The following is an 18,520-nucleotide window of genomic DNA, read 5'->3' as shown; positions in this document are numbered from 1 at the left end:
TATACCATATTCGCCAGGGGGGTACCTATAGGCTGTCCGAATTGTACCCTCAAAGTTTCTTCATGAGGATGGGAAAAAACGCGACCTGCTGGCCCGGTTGAAAAGATGGATTCAAATAATCCTCGAGCGAGCAGCGCAAAAGACGCATGATGGTCGCACGGTTGCCAGGCTCCATTCTGACCTGCATCAGAACGCCGCCAAGCTCGATTTCTTCATACGAAACCTGAGCCTCGAAGTTCTCCCAATACGCCTCCTCCGGCAAAATCGTATAATGGGTCACTGGGTCATTCCTCCTAACGAAGCTGCGCCGCGTCTGGATTCGATCAGCTGATTCAGCCGGCTCAAGCCTTCGCCGATTCCGCCGATTCCGTCGATGAGCCCGTATTTCACCGCGTCTCCGCCTCCGACGGCCGTGCCGATATCCCGGTTAAGTTCGCCGGTTTTGAACATAAGTTCTTTGAACATCTCTTCGGAGATTCGCGAATGCGTGGTCACAAATCGAACAACGCGCTCCTGCATCTTTTCGATATATTCGAAGGTCTGCGGCACGCCGATGACAAGTCCGGTCATTCGGATCGGATGGATTGTCATCGTAGCGCTCTCGGCGATCAGCGAATAGTCGGAGGCAACGGCGATCGGAACCCCGATGCTATGGCCGCCTCCGATCACAACGGTCACCGTCGGTTTGGTTAAAGAAGCGATCATCTCGGCGATGGCAAGACCGGCTTCCACGTCTCCGCCAACCGTATTCAAAATGATAAGCAGCCCTTCGATATGCGGATTTTGCTCCGCCGCCACCAACTGCGGTATGACATGCTCGTATTTCGTCGTTTTATTTTGCGGCGGCAATACCAAATGTCCTTCGATCTGGCCGATGATCGTCAAGCAATACACGTTGGATTCACCGGGAGTCGGCACTGCGGTTTGTCCTAATTGTTGTATAGCTTCGGTGACGCCCATCTCTTTCTTCTCCTCGTCCGGCTGTGCGGGAGGCAGCTGCATTTCTTCCCGGCTTGAAGCGCTTTTACCTCCAGGTATCTTGTTCATGATCTATGCCATCCTTCTGGCCTCGGCGGCCTGTTGTTGTCGTTTTGCCTTTCGTACTTTCGCAACAACTAGTATGCCGACAACCTTCTTTCTCCTATACCAAGAAATGAAAAAAGCCTCTTCCCCGCGCGATAACGTCCAAATATCGGCGAAAGAAGAGGCGTACTGTGTGCCTTAATAGGTTATTTCATTCGATTTATGTTCAGCTCTTATACTTCCATGATGATTGGAAGGATCATCGGTCTCCGGCGTGTTTGTTCATACAGGAACCGGCCGAGCGCATCCTTAACGTTCGTTTTGAGCGAAGCCCATTCGTTGACGTTTTCGCTCATTAGTCTTTCGAGCGTACTGGAAACGATCCGATTGGCTTCTTCAAGCAACCCTTCAGATTCCCGCACATACACGAAACCTCTGGAAATAATGTCCGGCCCGGATACAATGGTGCCATCCTGCTTGCTCAGCGTTACTACCACGACAAGGATTCCGTCCTGGGACAGCAGTTTGCGGTCGCGAAGTACGATGTTTCCTACATCTCCAACTCCCAAACCGTCAATCAGTACGTTGCCCGCGGGCACTTTCCCCGCCTTACGAGCAGCCCCATTCTGAATTTCCACAATTTCGCCGATATCGATAAGAAAAATGTTATCAGGATCTACGCCAACGGATTCCCCGAGCAGCGCATGTTTGCGAAGCATCCGGTATTCCCCGTGAATCGGAATAAAGAACTTGGGCCGCATCAAATTGAGCATCAGCTTCAATTCTTCCTGGCTGCCGTGACCGGAAACGTGTACACCGGCGTGGGATCCGCTGTAAATGACCTCCGCTCCCAAACGGAACAATTCGTCGATCGTCCGGCCCACATATTTTTCATTGCCCGGAACCGGTGTAGCCGCAATAATGACGGTATCGCCCGGCAAAATATCGACTTTACGGTGCGTGGAACGAGCCATGCGAGTAAGCGCGGACATCGGCTCGCCCTGGCTGCCAGTGCACAAAATAACAACACGGTCAGCCGCCATTTTATTGACTTCTTCCGGCTCGATCAAAATACCGTCCGGCACGTTAAGATATCCCAACTCGGAAGCTATGGTGACCACATTCACCATACTGCGCCCGATAATCGTCAGCTTGCGCCCAGTCGTGTAAGCGGCGTCGATGACCTGCTGAATCCGGTGCACATTCGAAGCAAAGGTGGCAACAACCACCCGTTGTTGAGCTTTTTGGAAAATATCGCTGAGCACAACGCCGACGTTTTTCTCCGATGGCGTGAAGCCTGCTCTTTCCGCATTTGTACTATCGGACAAAAGCGCAAGCACGCCTTTTTGCCCGATTTCACCCATCCGGTGCAAATCCGCATATTGATCATTGACTGGGGTATGATCAAATTTGAAGTCGCCGGTATGGACTACATTCCCTTCCGGCGTCTCGATGCAAACCCCGACGGAGTCGGGAATGCTATGGTTCGTCCGGAAGAATGTGGCTTTCATGGTGGTGCCGAGCGCGATTTCCGAATCGGCGTTGATCAGCACGCGTTTGGTTTCGCCAAGCAATCCCGCTTCCTTCAGCTTGTTTTCGACCAAGCCCAAAGTCAGCTTCGTTCCGTAAACCGGAACATTCAGATTCTTGAGCACGTAAGGTAACCCGCCAATATGATCTTCATGGCCGTGCGTCAATACGATACCTCTTACTTTATCACGGTTCTCCGTCAAGTAAGTGATATCGGGAATGACGATGTCTATGCCAAGCATGTCCTCTTCCGGGAATTTCAGTCCGGAATCGATGACAACGATATCGTTGGCATATTGAACGACATACATGTTCTTCCCGATTTCTGCGACGCCGCCCAATGCAAAGATCGACAGTTTCTCATTATTAATTTTTTTCGACAAGTGTATCTAACCCTCCTAATTATTTTGGACGTCGTATAACTTTTTTAAAATGAAATGGCGCCGATCACTGCTATCACTTGGAAATACATACCAATATAGGCATAACTATACAGTTTGTATTTATTTGTTTTCCGCAGGAACGGGAAATCGCCTCCACAAAGGCGACTCAGCCGCTACTTGTATTCATTCTTTTTTAAAAATTCACCGCACCCAGTCACTTAAATTCATTATACATGATTAAATTAACAAAAAACAAGTCAGTCACTTTACATCCGGTTAACGTTACCTTGCTCCACAGCAAAAAAACCGATGCCTTAAGCAAGGCATCGGTTTGTGGAAAAGCAGTGCATTTATGGTTATGTCTTTCGTCGCTTAGAGACTAATTAAACCAGCAAGCTCCGAATGAATTCCGCTTCCTTGTCATTTGGCGGAACGAGCGGCAAACGTACGGAACCCACGGGATGGCCAGTTTCGTTCAGCGCGAATTTAACCGCAACCGGATTCGGACATTCAAACAAGCCCTTAAATACAGGAAGCAGCTTTTGATGGAGCTTTGCCGCCTCCGAAACATGCCCTTCCAAATAAAGATCGATCATCTCTCTCATCGTCTTTCCTGCGATGTGGCTTGCCACGCTAACAACGCCGTGAGCCCCAACGGTTATTGCCGGAAAAGCGGAGGCATCCTCGCCGGAATAAACTCTGAAGCCCTCGGGAGCTTCCGAGACAATCCGTGCCACCTGATCCAACGGAGCGCATTCTTTGGTGGCCACAATATTCGGGATCTGCGCAAGCCGCAAAGTTGTTTCCGCACTAACGCTGACCATCGTCCGCCCGGGCACGTTGTATAACATCACCGGCAGCTTTACGGATGCCGCAATCGCTTCGAAATGACGGTACAACCCCTCTTGATTGGGCTTATTGTAGTAAGGCGCGACAAGCAGCAAGGCATCCACGCCAAGCTTTTCAGCTTCCCGTGATAAGTGGATCGAATGCGCCGTGTTGTTGCTTCCGGTACCAGCGATCACTTTGCCGCGTCCGTTCACGTGACTTATCGCAAACTTGAACAACTCTAATTTCTCGTCGTCGCTCAGAGTAGGTGATTCGCCCGTTGTCCCGCAAACCACAAGGCTTTCCGACTTCTGTTCTTCGATCAAATAATCGATTAGACCGGCTGTACGGTTCCAGTCTACGTTTCCTTGTTCATCGAAAGGCGTTACCATGGCTGTAAGCAATCTTCCAAAATCCACTTTCGTCAACTCCTCTTCCGATATACCGGCTGGCGTCCGAACAATGGCCAGCGGCGAGGGCGCCGGTGTTTGACGTCCTTGTCAAGCAAATTAGCGGCCTAGCTCAAATTTCGCATGCAATGCACGAAGCGCATGGACCATGTCTTCCTTGTTTACAAGCACCCAGATCGTCGTATTGGAGTCGGCGGATTGCAGAATTTGTATGTTTTGCTCCGCCAAGGCTTCGACAATTTTCGCCATAATTCCGGGAACTCCATTGATTCCTCCGCCAATGACGGAAACCTTTGCACAGCCTTTTAATATTTGAGGCTCGAGATCGAGCGATCTTAAAATAGACTCTGCTTGGGAAGAATCTTTGTCAAAAACGGTATAACCTACCCCCGTAGGGGTAACATTAATAAAATCAACGCTGATCGAATGATCGGCCATGGCCTTGAACACCCGCAGTTGAAGGTTGTCCGTGCCCTTGCCTGAGGATTCTACGCGAATTTGCGTTACGTTGGCTACATAGGCGATACCCGTTACATATCGATCCACAATTCCGATTTGAACGTCTTTGAACCCTTCCGGGTTGGCGACAAGCGTTCCTTCTCCTTGGGAAAAGGTAGAGCGAACACGAACCGGAATTCCGGATTGCATCGCAATTTCCACCGCCCGGGGATGAATGACTTTCGCCCCCTGATGCGCCATGTTGCAGATTTCGGCGTAGCTTACGTAATCGAGCGGTTTGGCGTCTTCGACGATCCGCGGGTCGGCGGTCAAGATGCCGTTTACATCCGTGTAAATATCGACCATTTCGGCATGTAAAGCAGCGCCCAAGGCCGTCGCCGACGTGTCGCTGCCGCCCCGTCCCAACGTTGTGAAGTCTCCGTTCTGGTTTTGCCCCTGGAAGCCGGTGACGATGACGACGTCTTTATTTTGCAGTTCTTCAATTACTCTTGACGGAACAATGTCCAGAATTCTTGCATTGCCGTACTGGCTGTCCGTGCGAAAACCGGCTTGTGCGCCGGTCAAGACAACGGACGAAATGGACTTCTCCTTAAGTAAGCTGCACAGTTTAGCCGCGGATATGATTTCGCCGCAAGCCATGAGCAAATCCTGTTCCCGCGCCGGCAGGTTCCCGTCGCCTTCGTTAATCAAATCAAGGAGCGTGTCCGTAGCGTACGGATCTCCTTTGCGTCCCATGGCCGAAACCACAACGACGAGCCGGAAACCGTTTTCCAGTTCCCGGCGAATATGTGAAATGACATGCTCTCTCGCTTCACCGGTCGAAAGAGACGTGCCGCCAAACTTTTGCACCAAAATGCGCATGGGTATTCCTCCAATTAATGTATCCGGGCCAAGGCGCCAGCCTTTCCCGTTGTTCTTCTGTCCGGTTATGCCTCACGCATACCGTTACCCTTTCGCCGCAATAAGCTCTGCGATTTGTACGGCGTTCCAAGCTGCGCCTTTGAGCAGATTATCCGAAACGATCCATAAGTTCAGACCGCGTTCATTTCCCAGGTCACGACGTAAACGGCCTACAAATACTTCATTTTTCCCGGCCGCATCTGCAGCGAGCGGATAGGCCTGAGAAGCAGGATCGTCAACGACGACAACGCCCGGGGCGTTTTCAAGCAATTCTCTTACTTCGGCAAGATCATAGTCCTGCTTAAGTTCAACGTATACCGATTCGGAGTGGCCGTAAACGACCGGAATCCGTACACAAGTCGCCGTCACGTCGATCGTGTCGTCGCCGAAAATCTTCTTCGTCTCGCGTACCATTTTCATTTCTTCCAAGGTATATCCGTTATCCTGGAATTTATCGATTTGCGGAATCGCATTAAAGGCAATTTGGTGCTTCACCGGCAGCGAACCTACCGGCAAAATTTCCGGCGTCAGCTCGTTGCCTGCAAGGACTTCCTTGCTCTGGCGTTTTAATTCCTGAATCGCTTTAGCCCCGGCTCCGGAAACCGCTTGATAGGTAGACACAATGATCCGTGAAATGCCAAATCGGTCGTAGAGCGGCTTCAGAGCGGCTACCATTTGAATGGTGGAGCAGTTCGGATTAGCGATAATCCCTTGATGCTCGGCAATCTTATGCTCGTTGACTTCGGGTACGACAAGCGGAGTGTTCGGATCCATCCGGAACGCATTCGTGTTATCAATGCATACGGCGCCATGGCGAACCGCATGCGGAGCAAGGGCTTTGCTGACATCTCCCCCCGCGCTGAACAGCGCGATATCGATGCCCTCAAAGCTGTCCGGGCCAGCTTCCTCAACGGTAATTTCCTGTCCCTTAAAGTGAAGGACGGTGCCTGCGGAACGGGCCGAAGACAAAAGCTTCAGCTTATCTATCGGAAAGTTCCTTTTCTCCAATAGTCCGATAATTTGCTCTCCAACAGCTCCCGTCGCTCCGACAACAGCGACATTAAACTTCGTTTTGTTCATCTGGCACGTCTCCCCTTCTCTAATATAACGATTTATAGTAAATGAAATGAATCTCCTGATTCGCGGCAAAATTAGTGAAAACGTTCGATAATAACCGGCTGCAGCTGCTTGCCTTCTAATGCGGCATAGCAGGTTTCCGGGATCAATTCCATATTGGCGACCAATGAATTCGGTTTTCCGGCCGGATTGTCTTGGCCGAACGGAACGAAATAAATGTTTTTGGCCACGATCAGCTTGGCGATATTCGCCAAATTAAAGCCCAATCCGTCATTAGTCGACACGGCAATGACAAGCGGGCGGCTGTTGCGAAGCTGCGTTTTTGCAGCCATCAAAACAGGACTGTCCGTCACCGCGTTGGCCAATTTACTCGTTGAAGTGCCCGTGCAAGGAGCGATCACCAAAACGTCAAGCAGCTTGCTTGGACCAAGCGGTTCTGCTTCAACAATTGTAGAAATGATATCATTCCCGGTAATATCTTTCAACTGTTTCCGCCAATCTTCCGACTTGCCGAATCTCGTATCGGTCATCATCACCGATTGGGAAATGATTGGGACGACCTTCGCGCCCCCATCCACGAAGCGCTGGATTTGCGGCATGACTTCGGCAAACGTACAATGCGAGCCCGTAATGGCATATCCTACCGTTTTTCCCTGCCAATTCACTCTTCATCCCCCCGTAATTGGAACTCTTCCAAAATCGACCGGCTGATCGTTTTTGCCATGATGATTCCAGCCGTTTTGGGAGCGACGATTCCAGGCAGTCCGGGAGCCAAAAGCGCCTTGATTCCACGCTTCTCGGCAAACCTGAAATCGGTTCCTCCAGGCGCCGAGGCAAGGTCGATAATAACCGCCGTACGGGGTAATTTTGAGATGATTTGCGCTGTGACTATCATAGTCGGAATCGTATTAAAAATCAAGTCAACTCCCCCCGCAAAAACGGCCAAATCCGTTGTCGCAAAAGGCTTCCAGCCCATCTGAACCGCCCTTGCGATATCGTCTTCCCTGCGCACCCCTACCTGAACCTTCGCTCCCAAACCCTGCAGCGTATTCGCCAGCGTGAAGCCCGTTCTTCCGATCCCCAGCACCATGCATGACGAGCCGTGGATCGTGATATCGGTATTTTGGATCGCCATCATGATGGCGCCTTCGGCCGTCGGAATCGAATTGTAAATGGCGACATCGTCGCGCTCCAGCAGTTCGATTAGTCTAAAGCCGTATTCCTCGCTCATCGCCTTCAAGAAGCTTTTCGCCACCCCCGTATAAACCAAGGCGTTTTGGCGAACAGCGGAGAACAAGTCCTTCCCTACCACAATATCTTCTGAGGAAAAAGGAGCCTTTACGGCGCCGTTATCCTCGCAGCCCATAACCGGAAGAATGATGACGTCAGCGCCGGCCAGCAGCTTGGTTGTCAACGATTCCTGGGATACCCCCAAGATCGGATTCTCCAGCCGATCGAATCCTACAATCCTTACTGTGGCGTCCAGTTCCACGCATTTATTGATGACCTCGACCTGGCGGGCATCTCCACCAAGGAATACGATCGTAAGGCCGGTTAGCATTCAAGATGGCACTCCTTCCAAGCAACACAGTATAGAGCATCTTATGCCGCGGCCTACGAAGTGGTGAAAAGCACAACCCCAAGCATAAGCAAGTGAGGAACGTCATTGAAAACGAAAAAAGCGAATTTCTACGATATAACAAATATGGAGGGGAGAGTTTATGAAAAAAGCGAGACGAACTGCGGTTATTTTTGTCACCGGCGCACTGCTTGGAGTCCTTATTTTTCTCTTCCCAGACTTGAGCCCATCGAAGAATAATTCTTCCCCGCCTAAGGAGTCGCTAACGGAAGTAAAGGCAACGCAATCTGAAGCTAACTCGGCGGAAGCATCCGTCAAGTTATTGACCACAACGGAGATGAAGAATGACCTTGATTATTTGGTTAAAACACTTGCGGAAGTTCATCCCGCCCTCGTCAATGGCTGGAATAAGGAGCAGCAAGCTGCGATAGACGATGCTTACAAACAGGTGAAAACGCCCTTGGAGCCGGAAAAGTTCTATTTCGTGGCTGATACAATCGTCACCTCGGTACATGACGCCCACACTTCGATCAGCCCGTTTTCGACAATCCTCCAAACTTTGAACCTGCCGCTTTTCTGGGCTAAAGACGGTCCGGTCTTTTTGAGTTCAGGGACGGATTTCAAGAAAGGAGATTTATTGCTGGAGCTTGGCGGGTTCAAACCTGAGCAACTGCTTGATGAATTATCCAAAGTTATTTCCTCAGAAAATGAGAGTTGGGTAAAAGTCATGGGGATACCAATGCTTACAGGCGCCGCCTTTCTGGATCATTTGAATGTTTTGCATGACAAGAAAGTGGACCTTAAAGTTCAAAGAGAAGGCCGAGTCCTGAGTTTCGATGTGCCGATTTTTAACGGAAGACTGTCAGACCGTCGTATGCTTACTCCCTATGGAACAGGGAGAGAGCCCTATAGCTTTCTCTTTGACGAAGCTCTTTCTTTGGGAGTGATCCGGATCAATACGTGTGAACCCGGCAGCCTTTATTCGGAAACGCTTGACACTTTTTTTACCCGCGTTAAAGAAAACAATATCCAGCATGTCGCTATCGATCTCAGGAATAATGAAGGAGGGAATTCTGCCGTTATCAATGAATTTATGAGTTATCTGAATATCGAAGAATACCAGGATTACTCTATGTTAGTCCGGTTTTCTCCTCAAATCTCCGAGCAAAATGGGGTAAATCAAAAAAGTGGTATTCGAAATTTTCCTTCCGTCAAAACAAAAGTAACTCACACATCCATGAATCTTCTATTTAAAGGCGATTTATATGTCTTGACCTCGGCTAATACATTCAGTTCCGCAAACATGTTCGCCGTTACTTTAAAGGATAACAAGCTGGCTACGGTTATAGGGGAGCCGACCGGCAACAAACCGTCAATGTACGGGGATCTCCTCGAATTTCGACTCCCCCATTCCGGTTTTAATTTCAATGTGTCCTATAAGCAGTTTACGCGCCCCGATACCAGCCTTAACGCCAAAACAACACTTGAACCCGACATTCCCGTTTATACTGCGTCTAAGGATATTTTGGATGATCGGGATCCGCAGATGGACAAATTAAAGGATATCATTGCTGGCAAATAAAAAGCCTGCAGATGTTGTGCCGAATTTGGCCAACGCTCTGCAGGTTTTTTTATTAATTCTACTCAATCAGTTCCGCCCGGTATGCCCGAAGCCCCCGGAGCCGCGCACCGTATCCGACAGCTCGTCCACTTGAACCAGTTCAACCTCCGGCACAATTTGGAACACCATTTGCGCGATCCGTTCATTGCGCTTGATGGCAAACGGCTCCTGGCCCAAATTAATTAACAGTACTTTGATTTCCCCGCGGTAATCCGCGTCGATGGTTCCCGGAGTATTCAGGCAGGTGATGCCGTGTTTATATGCCAAGCCGCTGCGTGGGCGAATTTGGGCTTCAAGCCCCCCTGGCATAGCAATGGCGATGCCCGTCGGAATGAGCTTACGCTCTCCCGGACTCAGCACCTCTTCCTCCGCGACCGCAGCGTAAAGATCAAAGCCGGAGGCCAGCTCCGACATTTTGCGGGGAAGCTCGATGTCTTCGTTTCCCGCCAAACGGTTCATTTGCACTTCAAATGACAAGTTCATCTCTCCTTAATCCCGATATAACCCGATCGGACGCCCCTACCATAGCCAGCGAGAAAGGCTGCTTAAACATTTCACGTATCACGGCGTTCACGTCGTCCATCGTCACCGCTTCAATCCGGGCGATCATTTCATCCAGCGTAAAATGGCGGCCGGTCATCAGCTCGTTTTTGCCGAGCCGGTTCATGCGGCTGCTGGTGCTCTCCAGGCTGAGGATCAAGCTGCCTTTCAACTGCTCTTTGCCTTTGCGGAGTTCGCTGTCGCTGATCCCCTTTTGGGAGACCTCATGCAGGATTTCTTTGGTCAGATCCAGCACTTCTTTCGTTTGCTTCGGAGCCGTGCCCGCATATACGGTAAAAAGTCCGCTGTCAGCGTGGGAGCTATGGTATGAATATACCGAATAAGCAAGTCCGCGTTTTTCACGGATTTCCTGAAACAGCCGGGAGCTCATCCCCCCGCCGAGCGCATTGTTAAGCAGCACCATCGCATATTGCTTGTCGTCACCCACCGATAACCCGGGAAAAGACAAGCAGATATGGTTCTGCTCCGTTTTTTTCTTATGGAATTTGAGTTCCCCGAGAAAGGACGGCGCGGCGAGCGTATCAGCCGGTCCATGATTGGCGAAGTCCCCGAAATACCGCTCCAGCAGTTCGAGAATGCCGTCGTCAATATTGCCGGCCACGCTGATCACCGTGTTTTCAATCGTGTATTTCTCGGCCATGTAAGCGCGAAGATGATCCGGTTCCATGGGAAGCAACTGCCCTTCGGTGCCCAAAATCGGAAAAGCTAGCGGATGATCGCCATACGCTGCCGCAGACACCAGATCGTGAACCATATCGTCCGGAGTATCTTCGTACATCGAGATTTCTTCCAAAATCACGTTTTTTTCCTTCCGCAGTTCCTCACCGTCAAATTGCGAACGGAAAAACATGTCGGAGAGCACATCAACCGCGATCGGCAAGTGCTCATCGAGTACCTTGGCGTAGAAGCAAGTATACTCCTTGGACGTAAACGCGTTGACGTTGCCGCCGATCGCGTCGAATTGTTCGGCGATATCCTTGGCGCTGAATCGTTCCGTTCCCTTGAACAGCATGTGTTCGATAAAATGCGAGATTCCGCCGAGTTCGGGGCGTTCATTGCGCGATCCCGTTTTGACCCATATGCCGAACGACACCGAGCGGCAGGTCGGTATTTTCTCCATAACCACCCGGAGGCCGTTTTTTAACTGCGTTCTCTTCACGAAAGGTCCTCCTAAAAGATTAGCGTCATAAGTAAAAACTGCGTCAGCGGATTGACGAGGAATATGATTCCATTTTGATTAGCTGAGCCACCCACTATCGTATCAAAAAAAGGAGCCCTTCTCAACTCTTGGGGATGTTAACCCGGTCGGAGGACAAAGTCTCTTCTACGGTTCCAAGCGCAAGTCCTTTGCTGCGAATCGCTTGGATCATGCCCTTCAATGCGTCCCGCGAAGACGCCGTCGGATGCATCAAAATCAATGACCCCGGCTCCGCTTTTCCGGCGATTTTGGTCACGATGGAGGAAGCGGGCGGGTTTCTCCAGTCAACCGTATCAAGCGTCCACAGCACCGTTTTCAAGCCTTGCTCCGCAGCCAGCTTTACTGTCCGGTCGTTGAAATCCCCCGAAGGCGGCGCAAACCAGCGGTTCTCCACGCCCAGCTTCTCCTTCAACAGATCTTTCGTTTTGGAGATTTCCAACCGGGCACGGTTCGCTTCGAGTTGGCTCATATTGGGATGAGAGTAGGCGTGATTCTCGATCTGGTGGCCTCTTTTTTGAATTTCCTTTGCCAACTCCGCATTTTTGCTTAGCCAGCTGCCGTCGAGAAAAAAGGTGGCTTTGACTTTAGCCTCATCCAAAGTGTCCAGCATCGGAACGATATATTCGTTGCCCCACGCCACATTAATCATAAGCGCGACCATAGGCTTATTGGGATTTCCCTTGTATATAGGATAGGGCCCCAAATCCTCAAGACCTACCTTCGGTTTGATCTCTTTATAGATATAATTGATTTCCGTTCCGGGCGTACTGGTCCGGGCTTTGGCGTACGTACCGTCAATATCCACTTCAAGTCCGTTATATCCCGGGATCGCCTTCCACACCCGGTCTACGGTCGCGTCAATCGGTTCAACCCGCTTACTTGCCGCTTCCTCGCGAATTTTGGCAAGGAGTGCGGTGTCCCGTTCACTTTCCTTGAACAGCTTAAAAGCAAAAGCGCCCTGGTTCCCTCCGCCGCCGTTCACAAAATCCCTGATACCGGCAAATTGCCCCAGTACCAGGACAAGGAGGATGCAACCCGATACTACCGCGAACTTCATCCGACTCATTTACCGCTCATCCCTTCAATCCGGCTTTGTCCCCATTTATATGTAGGCAAGTCCCGATTTATGCAAGCCGGGAGCGGGAGGAGCAATAGGAAGGCATTAAAAAAGAGCCAGAATTGATTCATTCTGTCTCTTTTCCCGCATACCACGATTTCTATGCAAATGTTAGGAAGGGGATTTTTCCGTTTCAGCGGTCAGAACCGCTTTGCGGGAAAGATTGACGCGGCCTTGCTGGTCGATTTCGGTCACCTTTACGGTGATCGTATCGCCGATGGCTACAACGTCCTCAACTTTACCGACACGTTCGGTCGACAATTGGGAAATATGCACCAAACCGTCTTTACCCGGCAAAATTTCCACAAATGCTCCGAATTTTTCGATCCGCTTTACGGTACCGACATAGATCTCGCCAACCACCACTTCTTTGACGATGCCTTCGATGATCGAGCGTGCTTTGTTGTTCATTTCCTCATTGGCGGAGGCAATGAATACGCGGCCGTCTTGTTCGATATCGATCTTCACGCCGGTTTCCTCGATGATCTTGTTGATGATTTTGCCGCCGGCCCCGATGACATCGCGGATTTTATCCGGATTGATGTTCATGATGAGGATCTTAGGCGCATACTGCGACAGATGTTCCTTCGGCTTTTGAATGCGTTCCAGCATTTTCGAAAGGATGAACATCCGGCCTTCACGGGCTTGCTTCAGCGCATCGGTCAAAATCTGGCGGTCGATCCCGTCGATCTTGATGTCCATTTGAATCGCGGTTACGCCTTCCGAGGTGCCCGCCACTTTAAAGTCCATGTCGCCCAAATGGTCTTCCATGCCTTGAATATCCGTAAGAATGGATACATGTTCTCCGTCTTTGATCAGACCCATCGCCACGCCCGCAACCGGAGCTTTGATCGGCACGCCCGCATCCATCATTGCCAGGGTGCTGGCGCAAATGCTGGCTTGGGAAGTGGAACCGTTCGATTCAAGCACTTCGGATACGAGGCGAATCGTGTACGGGAATTCGCTTTCCGGCGGAATAACTTTGGAAAGGGCCCGTTCTCCGAGCGCTCCATGCCCGATTTCGCGGCGTCCCGGTGCGCGCAGCGGACGAGCTTCGCCCACGCTGAACGGCGGGAAGTTGTAATGGTGCATGAACCGTTTGGACTCTTCCAGATCGATACCGTCCAAAATTTGCACGTCGCCCAAAGCGCCAAGCGTACAAATACTGAGAGCCTGCGTTTGACCGCGAGTAAACAAGCCGGAGCCGTGTGTACGCGGCAGCAGATTGATATCGCATTCGATCGGACGAATTTCGTTCAGCATGCGGCCGTCCGGACGGACTTTATCATGCGTAATCAAGCGGCGCACTTCTTCTTTGACGATATCGTGAAGCACTTCTTTCACGTCGGCCAATAGTTCGGGAGATTCTATGTACTTCTCCGCAAAATAAGCCACGGTTTCGTCGTTAACTGCATCGATCGCATCCTGACGAGCATGCTTCTCGGCGATTTTAACGGCTTCCACGAGACGTTCGGCGGCAAAACCGCGAACTTCCTGATTCACGTTTTCGTTTACGCTGTGCAGCTTCACTTCCATTTTTTCTTTGCCTGCGATTTTGACGAGCTCTTCAATCACATTGACGATGTTCTTGATTTCATCATGCCCGAACATAATCGCTTCCAGCATAACTTCTTCAGGCACTTCGTTAGCTTCGGCCTCTACCATCATGATCGCGTCTTTGGTACCGGCCACAACGACATAGATGTCGCTGATTTCCTGCTGAGCCACATTCGGATTAATGATGAATTCCCCGTTAATGCGGCCTACGGCAACCCCGCCAATCGGTCCGTTAAAAGGAACGTCCGAAATGCTGAGTGCTGCGGAAGTTCCGATCATGGCAGCGATTTCCGGCTCGCAGTCCTGATCCACGCTCATTACAAGGTTCACGATTTGCACGTCATTGCGGAATCCTTCCGGAAACAGCGGACGAATCGGACGGTCGGTCAACCGGCTGGCAAGAATCGCTTTCTCGCTGGGACGACCTTCCCTCTTAATGAACCCTCCGGGGATTTTACCTACGGCATACAGCTTTTCTTCATAGTTGACGGTCAGCGGAAAAAAGTCCAGATCCTTGGGCTCCTGCGACGCCGTTATGGTACACAGCACGGCCGTATCGCCATAACGCACCATTACCGCCGCGTTCGCCTGCTTGGCCAAACGGCCGGTTTCCAGAATTAGAGGTCTTCCCCCCAACTGCATTTTCACATGATTCTCCATGAAATCCCTCCTTATCACAAATAAGTTCGGTACAGAGTTCATTATTTCCTGCTTTTGATCAATTCATAAGAAGCAGAAAACATCCGGCGGCGGTTTAGCCGTTGTGCCGGTGAAATGAGAACTTGTCCCGCTCACAACAAAAGCTCCTGACGGAGCTCCCAATAATCACGATGTTTGCAGTTATCGAAAAACGGAATATGTATTTTAAAAAGCAACCCGGCCGCGGCCGAACGCAAATCTTGCGATCCGGCGGCAACCAGGCTGCTTCTGTAAAACATGTCCGAATTAGCGACGCAATCCGAGTTTCTCGATCAAAGCGGAGTAACGTTTCACGTCTTTGTTCTTCAAGTAAGCCAACAATTTACGACGTTGACCAACCATTTTCAGAAGACCGCGACGGGAATGATGGTCCTTCTTGTGCGTGCGCAAGTGGTCCGTCAAATTCACGATGTTCTCCGTAAGGATAGCAATTTGCACTTCTGGGGATCCGGTGTCGGATTCATGAGTTTTGTGCGCTTCAATCAATTGTTGTTTACGTTCTTGAGTCAATGCCATCCTGTTCACCTCCTTTTCAAAATCGCCGTTAGCCTCGTTGCGGGTGGTGAGACCGATCAACCAAGCTAAGGTTAATTGCGGCAACAAGCGGAAAACCAAGGTCCTCCGTTGTGACAACGTAAGACAGTATACCATAACTCAAGAATAAAAGTAAATGCCGCTAGTCCGGATTATCGGATGTCTTGCAATAAACTTTTGGCCGTCTCGGCATCCTTGGAAATTTGCGCAATCAATTCGTCCATGGAACCGAATTTGCGCTCCCGGCGAATGAAGCCGATCAGTTCAACCGACATGGCTTCGCCGTACAAGTCGCCGCTGAAATCGAACAGATGGATTTCAAACGTCGGGATCGTAGCATCGCTGTGAAAGGTCGGCTTGACGCCAACATTCATCACGCCGGAATAACGGGTTCCTTTGTGCTCCGCTTTGACGGCATAAACGCCGGTAATGGGATGCACAAAATGCTCGCTTAACTCAAGATTGGCCGTCGGGAACCCGAGCAATCTTCCCCGTTTCTCGCCGTGCATCACGATTCCGTTCAGGTTATAAGGCCGCCCCAGGAAGCGGTTGGCCAAATTGATATCGCCCTCCTGCAGCGCCTTGCGGATGCCCGAGCTGCTGACTTTTTCTTCGCCGATCAGGAACGGAGACACGGTGCATACCTCCAGCGTATCCTCGCTTAATTCACGCAGCATACCGGCATCGCCTTCGCCTTTATAGCCGTAACGGAAATCAAAACCGACCACCGCCGTATGTACCTGCATGGGAACGAGCATCCGGGATACGAAATGCTCCGGACTCACTTGGGAAAAAGCGTCATTAAACTCTACGATATATACATAATCCAGCCCCATATTCCGTAAAATTTGCTCTTTCACAAGAGGTGGAGTCAGATATCCTTCATAGTCGCCTTTTTTCATGACTTCTTTCGGATGGGGATGGAAAGTCATGACCGAAGCCGGAAGACCCGACTGCGCGGCCAGCTTGACCGCCGCCTCAATCACGCTGGCGTGCCCAAGGTGTAGACCGTCGAATTGCCCGATGGCAAGCACCTGCGGCTTAGCATACTGCGCAATAAATGGTTCTGTTAATGGATAGGATAAAGTAATGGTTTCCATGATTGTCTCACCTGCAATTCCACTCGAATTGGCACAATTCTTCTATTCTTCATTCAGGAAGGAATACCTTAACGGGCTTAACCGCTCCTGTAGGCTCCTCCACGCGAAAAATCCCTAAAAACTGCCGCTGCGGACCGTACAGTCGAATCGTCGCCCCTAGCTCGGGGCGCGGCTGTACCGCGTCGGAGGACAGGCGCTGTCCCTGGAGCGCCGCTTGCATCTTTTCTTCGGCGACAATATGTCCCGGCAAATGCTCTACCGCTTTATCAACGGGAAGCAGGCAGGACTCTAGCGTTCCGTCCATAACGTGCTGCGCCACTTCCTCCATCGTCAGGCAGTTCGCTTCCGTCATCCCGGCGGACATCGTCCGTTTCAGCTCCGCCATGACCGCAGGAACGCCAAGCGCCCGCCCGATATCAACGCATAAAGTACGAATATAAGTTCCTTTGGAGCACAACACCCGAAAAGACAGCTTCGGATGAGGACCCTCCGGATCAAATCCGGTTAATTCAAGCTCATGAATCGTCACTTCGCGCGGCTTGCGCTCCACCGTCTTGCCTTCTCTCGCCAGCTCGTACAACCGTTTGCCGTCCTGCTTAAGCGCCGAATACATCGGAGGAATTTGCGAGATCGTGCCCATAAAACGTTCCAGTACGCCCTGCACCGTCTCCTCCGTCACGGAAACACGATCCAAGCTCTCAATTACAGTGCCGGTCATATCCTCCGTATCGGTAGCGATTCCAAGCACCAGTGTTGCGTTGTATTCTTTAGGAAGCTCCTGCAAATACTCGACCATGCGCGTCGCGCGGCCTAAGCACAAAGGCAGCACCCCTGTTACGGCCGGATCCAGCGTGCCGGTATGACCGATTCTCTTCATCTTAAGAATGCCGCGGCATTTCGCCACCACATCATGGGAAGTAAAACCTGCCGGCTTGTGGATCGGCAAAATACCTTCGTAAGAATGATTCATAACTGCTGGTTCACCTGCTCCACAACCCGGGCAACCACATCATCCAGGGTCCCTTCCACTCGTGCCCCCGCCGCGCGAACATGCCCGCCTCCGCCAAAGCTTTTGGAAACCAAAGAAACGTCGACATTTCCTGCGGAACGCATGCTGACTTTGACGGCAGTCTCATCGATCACTTTGAACAAAAGGCCAACTTCCACGCCTTGGATATTGCGGGGATAATTCACGATCCCCTCCATATCTTCATGAATTGCGCCGGTTGCTTTCAAATCCTCATCCGTGACCGACACCCAGCTGATCTTGCCGTCCTCCGTTATCTTCAGTCCGTTTAAAGCCCGGGTCAGCAAAAGAAGCTGCGGCAGCGTCACTTGCTCCAGCAACAGTTCTGAAAGTCCGGGACCGTCAACTCCATATTCAAGCAATTTGGACGCGGTCGCCATGACCTTCGGCGAGGTGTTGGCATAACGAAATCCCCCGGTATCCGTAAGGAGTCCGGTATAGATTGCGGTCGCCACCTCCCGGTTCAATTCCAAACCCATGTACGCGATCAGATCGAACAAAATTTCCGCCGTCGCGGCGGCAGTCGGCACGATCAGATTCACTAAGCCATAACCATCATTTGTCGGATGGTGATCAATATTCAAAATTTGCACGTCGTCCGCAAAAAAATCCCGGGTTTTTCCGACACGTTTGAAATCCGCACAATCGACGCAGATGACATGGCTATATTTTTTCTCAAGCGGTTGCGCCGACAAATCGATGATTTGGTCCGATTCCCATAAATAAGCCATACGTTTCGGAATGGAGCCTTCATTGACCATTACGTATTTTTTACCCAGACATGAGAGAAGCCAGCCCACCGCAAGGGTGGAACTGACTGCATCTCCGTCCGGCTGTACATGCGCCACTACCAGGAAATCATCATGTTCCGTCAAAAATTGCTCGCTCTGCCGGAACTCCCGTTCATTGGTCTGCAT

17 protein-coding genes are annotated in these 18,520 nt (G+C 50.9%); 1 reads left to right on the top strand and 16 read right to left on the bottom strand.

Going from position 1 to position 18,520, the window contains the following annotated elements; translation table 11 throughout:
- Positions 1-49: 49 nt before the first annotated feature.
- The 8 genes from ACI48K_RS08020 to dpsA all read right to left on the bottom strand — a co-directional run bounded on the left by ACI48K_RS08020 (position 50) and on the right by dpsA (position 8,171).
- Positions 50-280 (bottom strand): YlzJ-like family protein, encoded by a 231-nt coding sequence (locus ACI48K_RS08020; protein ID WP_475027063.1) that lies wholly within the window; start codon positions 278-280, stop codon positions 50-52.
- Entirely contained in the window at positions 277-1,002 is a 726-nt protein-coding gene (locus ACI48K_RS08015) for a ClpP family protease (protein WP_475027302.1), read from the bottom strand. Before ACI48K_RS08015 ends, ACI48K_RS08020 begins: the two co-directional genes overlap by 4 nt.
- A 254-nt stretch (positions 1,003-1,256) precedes the next feature.
- Positions 1,257-2,936 (bottom strand): ribonuclease J, encoded by a 1,680-nt coding sequence (locus ACI48K_RS08010; RefSeq protein ID WP_475027062.1) that lies wholly within the window; start codon positions 2,934-2,936, stop codon positions 1,257-1,259.
- A 383-nt stretch (positions 2,937-3,319) separates the two neighbouring features.
- Positions 3,320-4,183: a 4-hydroxy-tetrahydrodipicolinate synthase gene (gene dapA / locus ACI48K_RS08005; RefSeq protein ID WP_475027061.1), complete on the bottom strand. Its 864-nt coding sequence runs from the start codon at positions 4,181-4,183 to the stop codon at positions 3,320-3,322.
- Positions 4,184-4,273: 90 nt separating this feature from the next.
- Complete coding sequence (gene dapG / locus ACI48K_RS08000) at positions 4,274-5,494, bottom strand: aspartate kinase (RefSeq protein WP_475027060.1); 1,221 nt, start codon at positions 5,492-5,494, stop codon at positions 4,274-4,276.
- Positions 5,495-5,578: 84 nt separating this feature from the next.
- On the bottom strand, positions 5,579-6,613 hold the full coding sequence (locus ACI48K_RS07995; RefSeq protein WP_475027059.1) for an aspartate-semialdehyde dehydrogenase: 1,035 nt from the start codon (positions 6,611-6,613) through the stop codon (positions 5,579-5,581).
- 71 nt (positions 6,614-6,684) lie between these two features.
- Positions 6,685-7,275 (bottom strand): dipicolinate synthase subunit B, encoded by a 591-nt coding sequence (locus ACI48K_RS07990; protein WP_475027058.1) that lies wholly within the window; start codon positions 7,273-7,275, stop codon positions 6,685-6,687.
- The gene (gene dpsA / locus ACI48K_RS07985; protein WP_475027057.1) at positions 7,272-8,171 is read right to left on the bottom strand and encodes a dipicolinate synthase subunit DpsA; all 900 of its coding nucleotides are present in this window, start codon (positions 8,169-8,171) and stop codon (positions 7,272-7,274) included. Before dpsA ends, ACI48K_RS07990 begins: the two co-directional genes overlap by 4 nt.
- Positions 8,172-8,331: 160 nt before the next feature.
- Between dpsA and ACI48K_RS07980 the strand changes: the two genes are divergently transcribed.
- Positions 8,332-9,771: a S41 family peptidase gene (locus ACI48K_RS07980; RefSeq protein WP_475027056.1), complete on the top strand. Its 1,440-nt coding sequence runs from the start codon at positions 8,332-8,334 to the stop codon at positions 9,769-9,771.
- A 66-nt stretch (positions 9,772-9,837) separates the two neighbouring features.
- Here the strand turns inward: ACI48K_RS07980 and dut are convergent, their stop codons facing one another.
- The 8 genes from dut to ACI48K_RS07940 all read right to left on the bottom strand — a co-directional run bounded on the left by dut (position 9,838) and on the right by ACI48K_RS07940 (position 18,520).
- Entirely contained in the window at positions 9,838-10,293 is a 456-nt protein-coding gene (gene dut, locus ACI48K_RS07975) for a dUTP diphosphatase (RefSeq protein ID WP_475027055.1), read from the bottom strand.
- Positions 10,277-11,530, bottom strand: coding sequence for a M16 family metallopeptidase (locus tag ACI48K_RS07970; protein WP_475027054.1), 1,254 nt, complete (start codon positions 11,528-11,530; stop codon positions 10,277-10,279). Before ACI48K_RS07970 ends, dut begins: the two co-directional genes overlap by 17 nt.
- 121 nt (positions 11,531-11,651) lie before the next feature.
- Positions 11,652-12,635 carry a polysaccharide deacetylase family protein gene (locus ACI48K_RS07965; RefSeq protein WP_475027053.1) on the bottom strand — a complete coding sequence of 328 codons (984 nt, stop codon included), beginning with the start codon at positions 12,633-12,635 and terminating at the stop codon, positions 11,652-11,654.
- Between the two features lie 162 nt (positions 12,636-12,797).
- Positions 12,798-14,903 carry a polyribonucleotide nucleotidyltransferase gene (pnp, locus tag ACI48K_RS07960; protein WP_475027052.1) on the bottom strand — a complete coding sequence of 702 codons (2,106 nt, stop codon included), beginning with the start codon at positions 14,901-14,903 and terminating at the stop codon, positions 12,798-12,800.
- A gap of 285 nt (positions 14,904-15,188) precedes the next feature.
- A complete protein-coding gene (rpsO, locus tag ACI48K_RS07955) occupies positions 15,189-15,458 on the bottom strand; it encodes a 30S ribosomal protein S15 (protein ID WP_475027051.1) in 270 nt (89 codons plus the stop codon).
- Positions 15,459-15,628: 170 nt separating this feature from the next.
- A complete protein-coding gene (locus ACI48K_RS07950; protein ID WP_475027050.1) occupies positions 15,629-16,576 on the bottom strand; it encodes a bifunctional riboflavin kinase/FAD synthetase in 948 nt (315 codons plus the stop codon).
- 49 nt (positions 16,577-16,625) lie between these two features.
- A complete protein-coding gene (gene truB, locus ACI48K_RS07945) occupies positions 16,626-17,546 on the bottom strand; it encodes a tRNA pseudouridine(55) synthase TruB (RefSeq protein ID WP_475027049.1) in 921 nt (306 codons plus the stop codon).
- Positions 17,543-18,520 carry a DHH family phosphoesterase gene (locus ACI48K_RS07940; RefSeq protein ID WP_475027048.1) on the bottom strand — a complete coding sequence of 326 codons (978 nt, stop codon included), beginning with the start codon at positions 18,518-18,520 and terminating at the stop codon, positions 17,543-17,545. The genes truB and ACI48K_RS07940 overlap by 4 nt, the downstream gene beginning before the upstream one ends.

The organism is Paenibacillus terrisolis, from assembly GCF_056171975.1.
The sequence above is the reverse complement of the archived record's forward strand: the minus strand, read 5'-3'. Positions and strand labels throughout refer to the sequence as shown.

Excerpts from the sequence above, each read along its gene's own strand:
- ACI48K_RS08015 (WP_475027302.1), bottom strand. The coding sequence starts at position 1,002 with ATGCAGCTGCCTCCCGCACAGCCGGACGAGGAGAAGAAAGAGATGGGC.
- dapG (WP_475027060.1), bottom strand. The coding sequence starts at position 5,494 with ATGCGCATTTTGGTGCAAAAGTTTGGCGGCACGTCTCTTTCGACCGGT.
- ACI48K_RS07965 (WP_475027053.1), bottom strand. The coding sequence starts at position 12,635 with ATGAGTCGGATGAAGTTCGCGGTAGTATCGGGTTGCATCCTCCTTGTC.
- ACI48K_RS07950 (WP_475027050.1), bottom strand. The coding sequence starts at position 16,576 with ATGGAAACCATTACTTTATCCTATCCATTAACAGAACCATTTATTGCG.
- ACI48K_RS07980 (WP_475027056.1), top strand. The coding sequence starts at position 8,332 with ATGAAAAAAGCGAGACGAACTGCGGTTATTTTTGTCACCGGCGCACTG.
- ACI48K_RS07995 (WP_475027059.1), bottom strand. The coding sequence starts at position 6,613 with ATGAACAAAACGAAGTTTAATGTCGCTGTTGTCGGAGCGACGGGAGCT.
- dut (WP_475027055.1), bottom strand. The coding sequence starts at position 10,293 with ATGAACTTGTCATTTGAAGTGCAAATGAACCGTTTGGCGGGAAACGAA.
- dpsA (WP_475027057.1), bottom strand. The coding sequence starts at position 8,171 with ATGCTAACCGGCCTTACGATCGTATTCCTTGGTGGAGATGCCCGCCAG.
- ACI48K_RS07940 (WP_475027048.1), bottom strand. The coding sequence starts at position 18,520 with ATGCAGACCAATGAACGGGAGTTCCGGCAGAGCGAGCAATTTTTGACG.
- rpsO (WP_475027051.1), bottom strand. The coding sequence starts at position 15,458 with ATGGCATTGACTCAAGAACGTAAACAACAATTGATTGAAGCGCACAAA.
- truB (WP_475027049.1), bottom strand. The coding sequence starts at position 17,546 with ATGAATCATTCTTACGAAGGTATTTTGCCGATCCACAAGCCGGCAGGT.
- pnp (WP_475027052.1), bottom strand. The coding sequence starts at position 14,903 with ATGGAGAATCATGTGAAAATGCAGTTGGGGGGAAGACCTCTAATTCTG.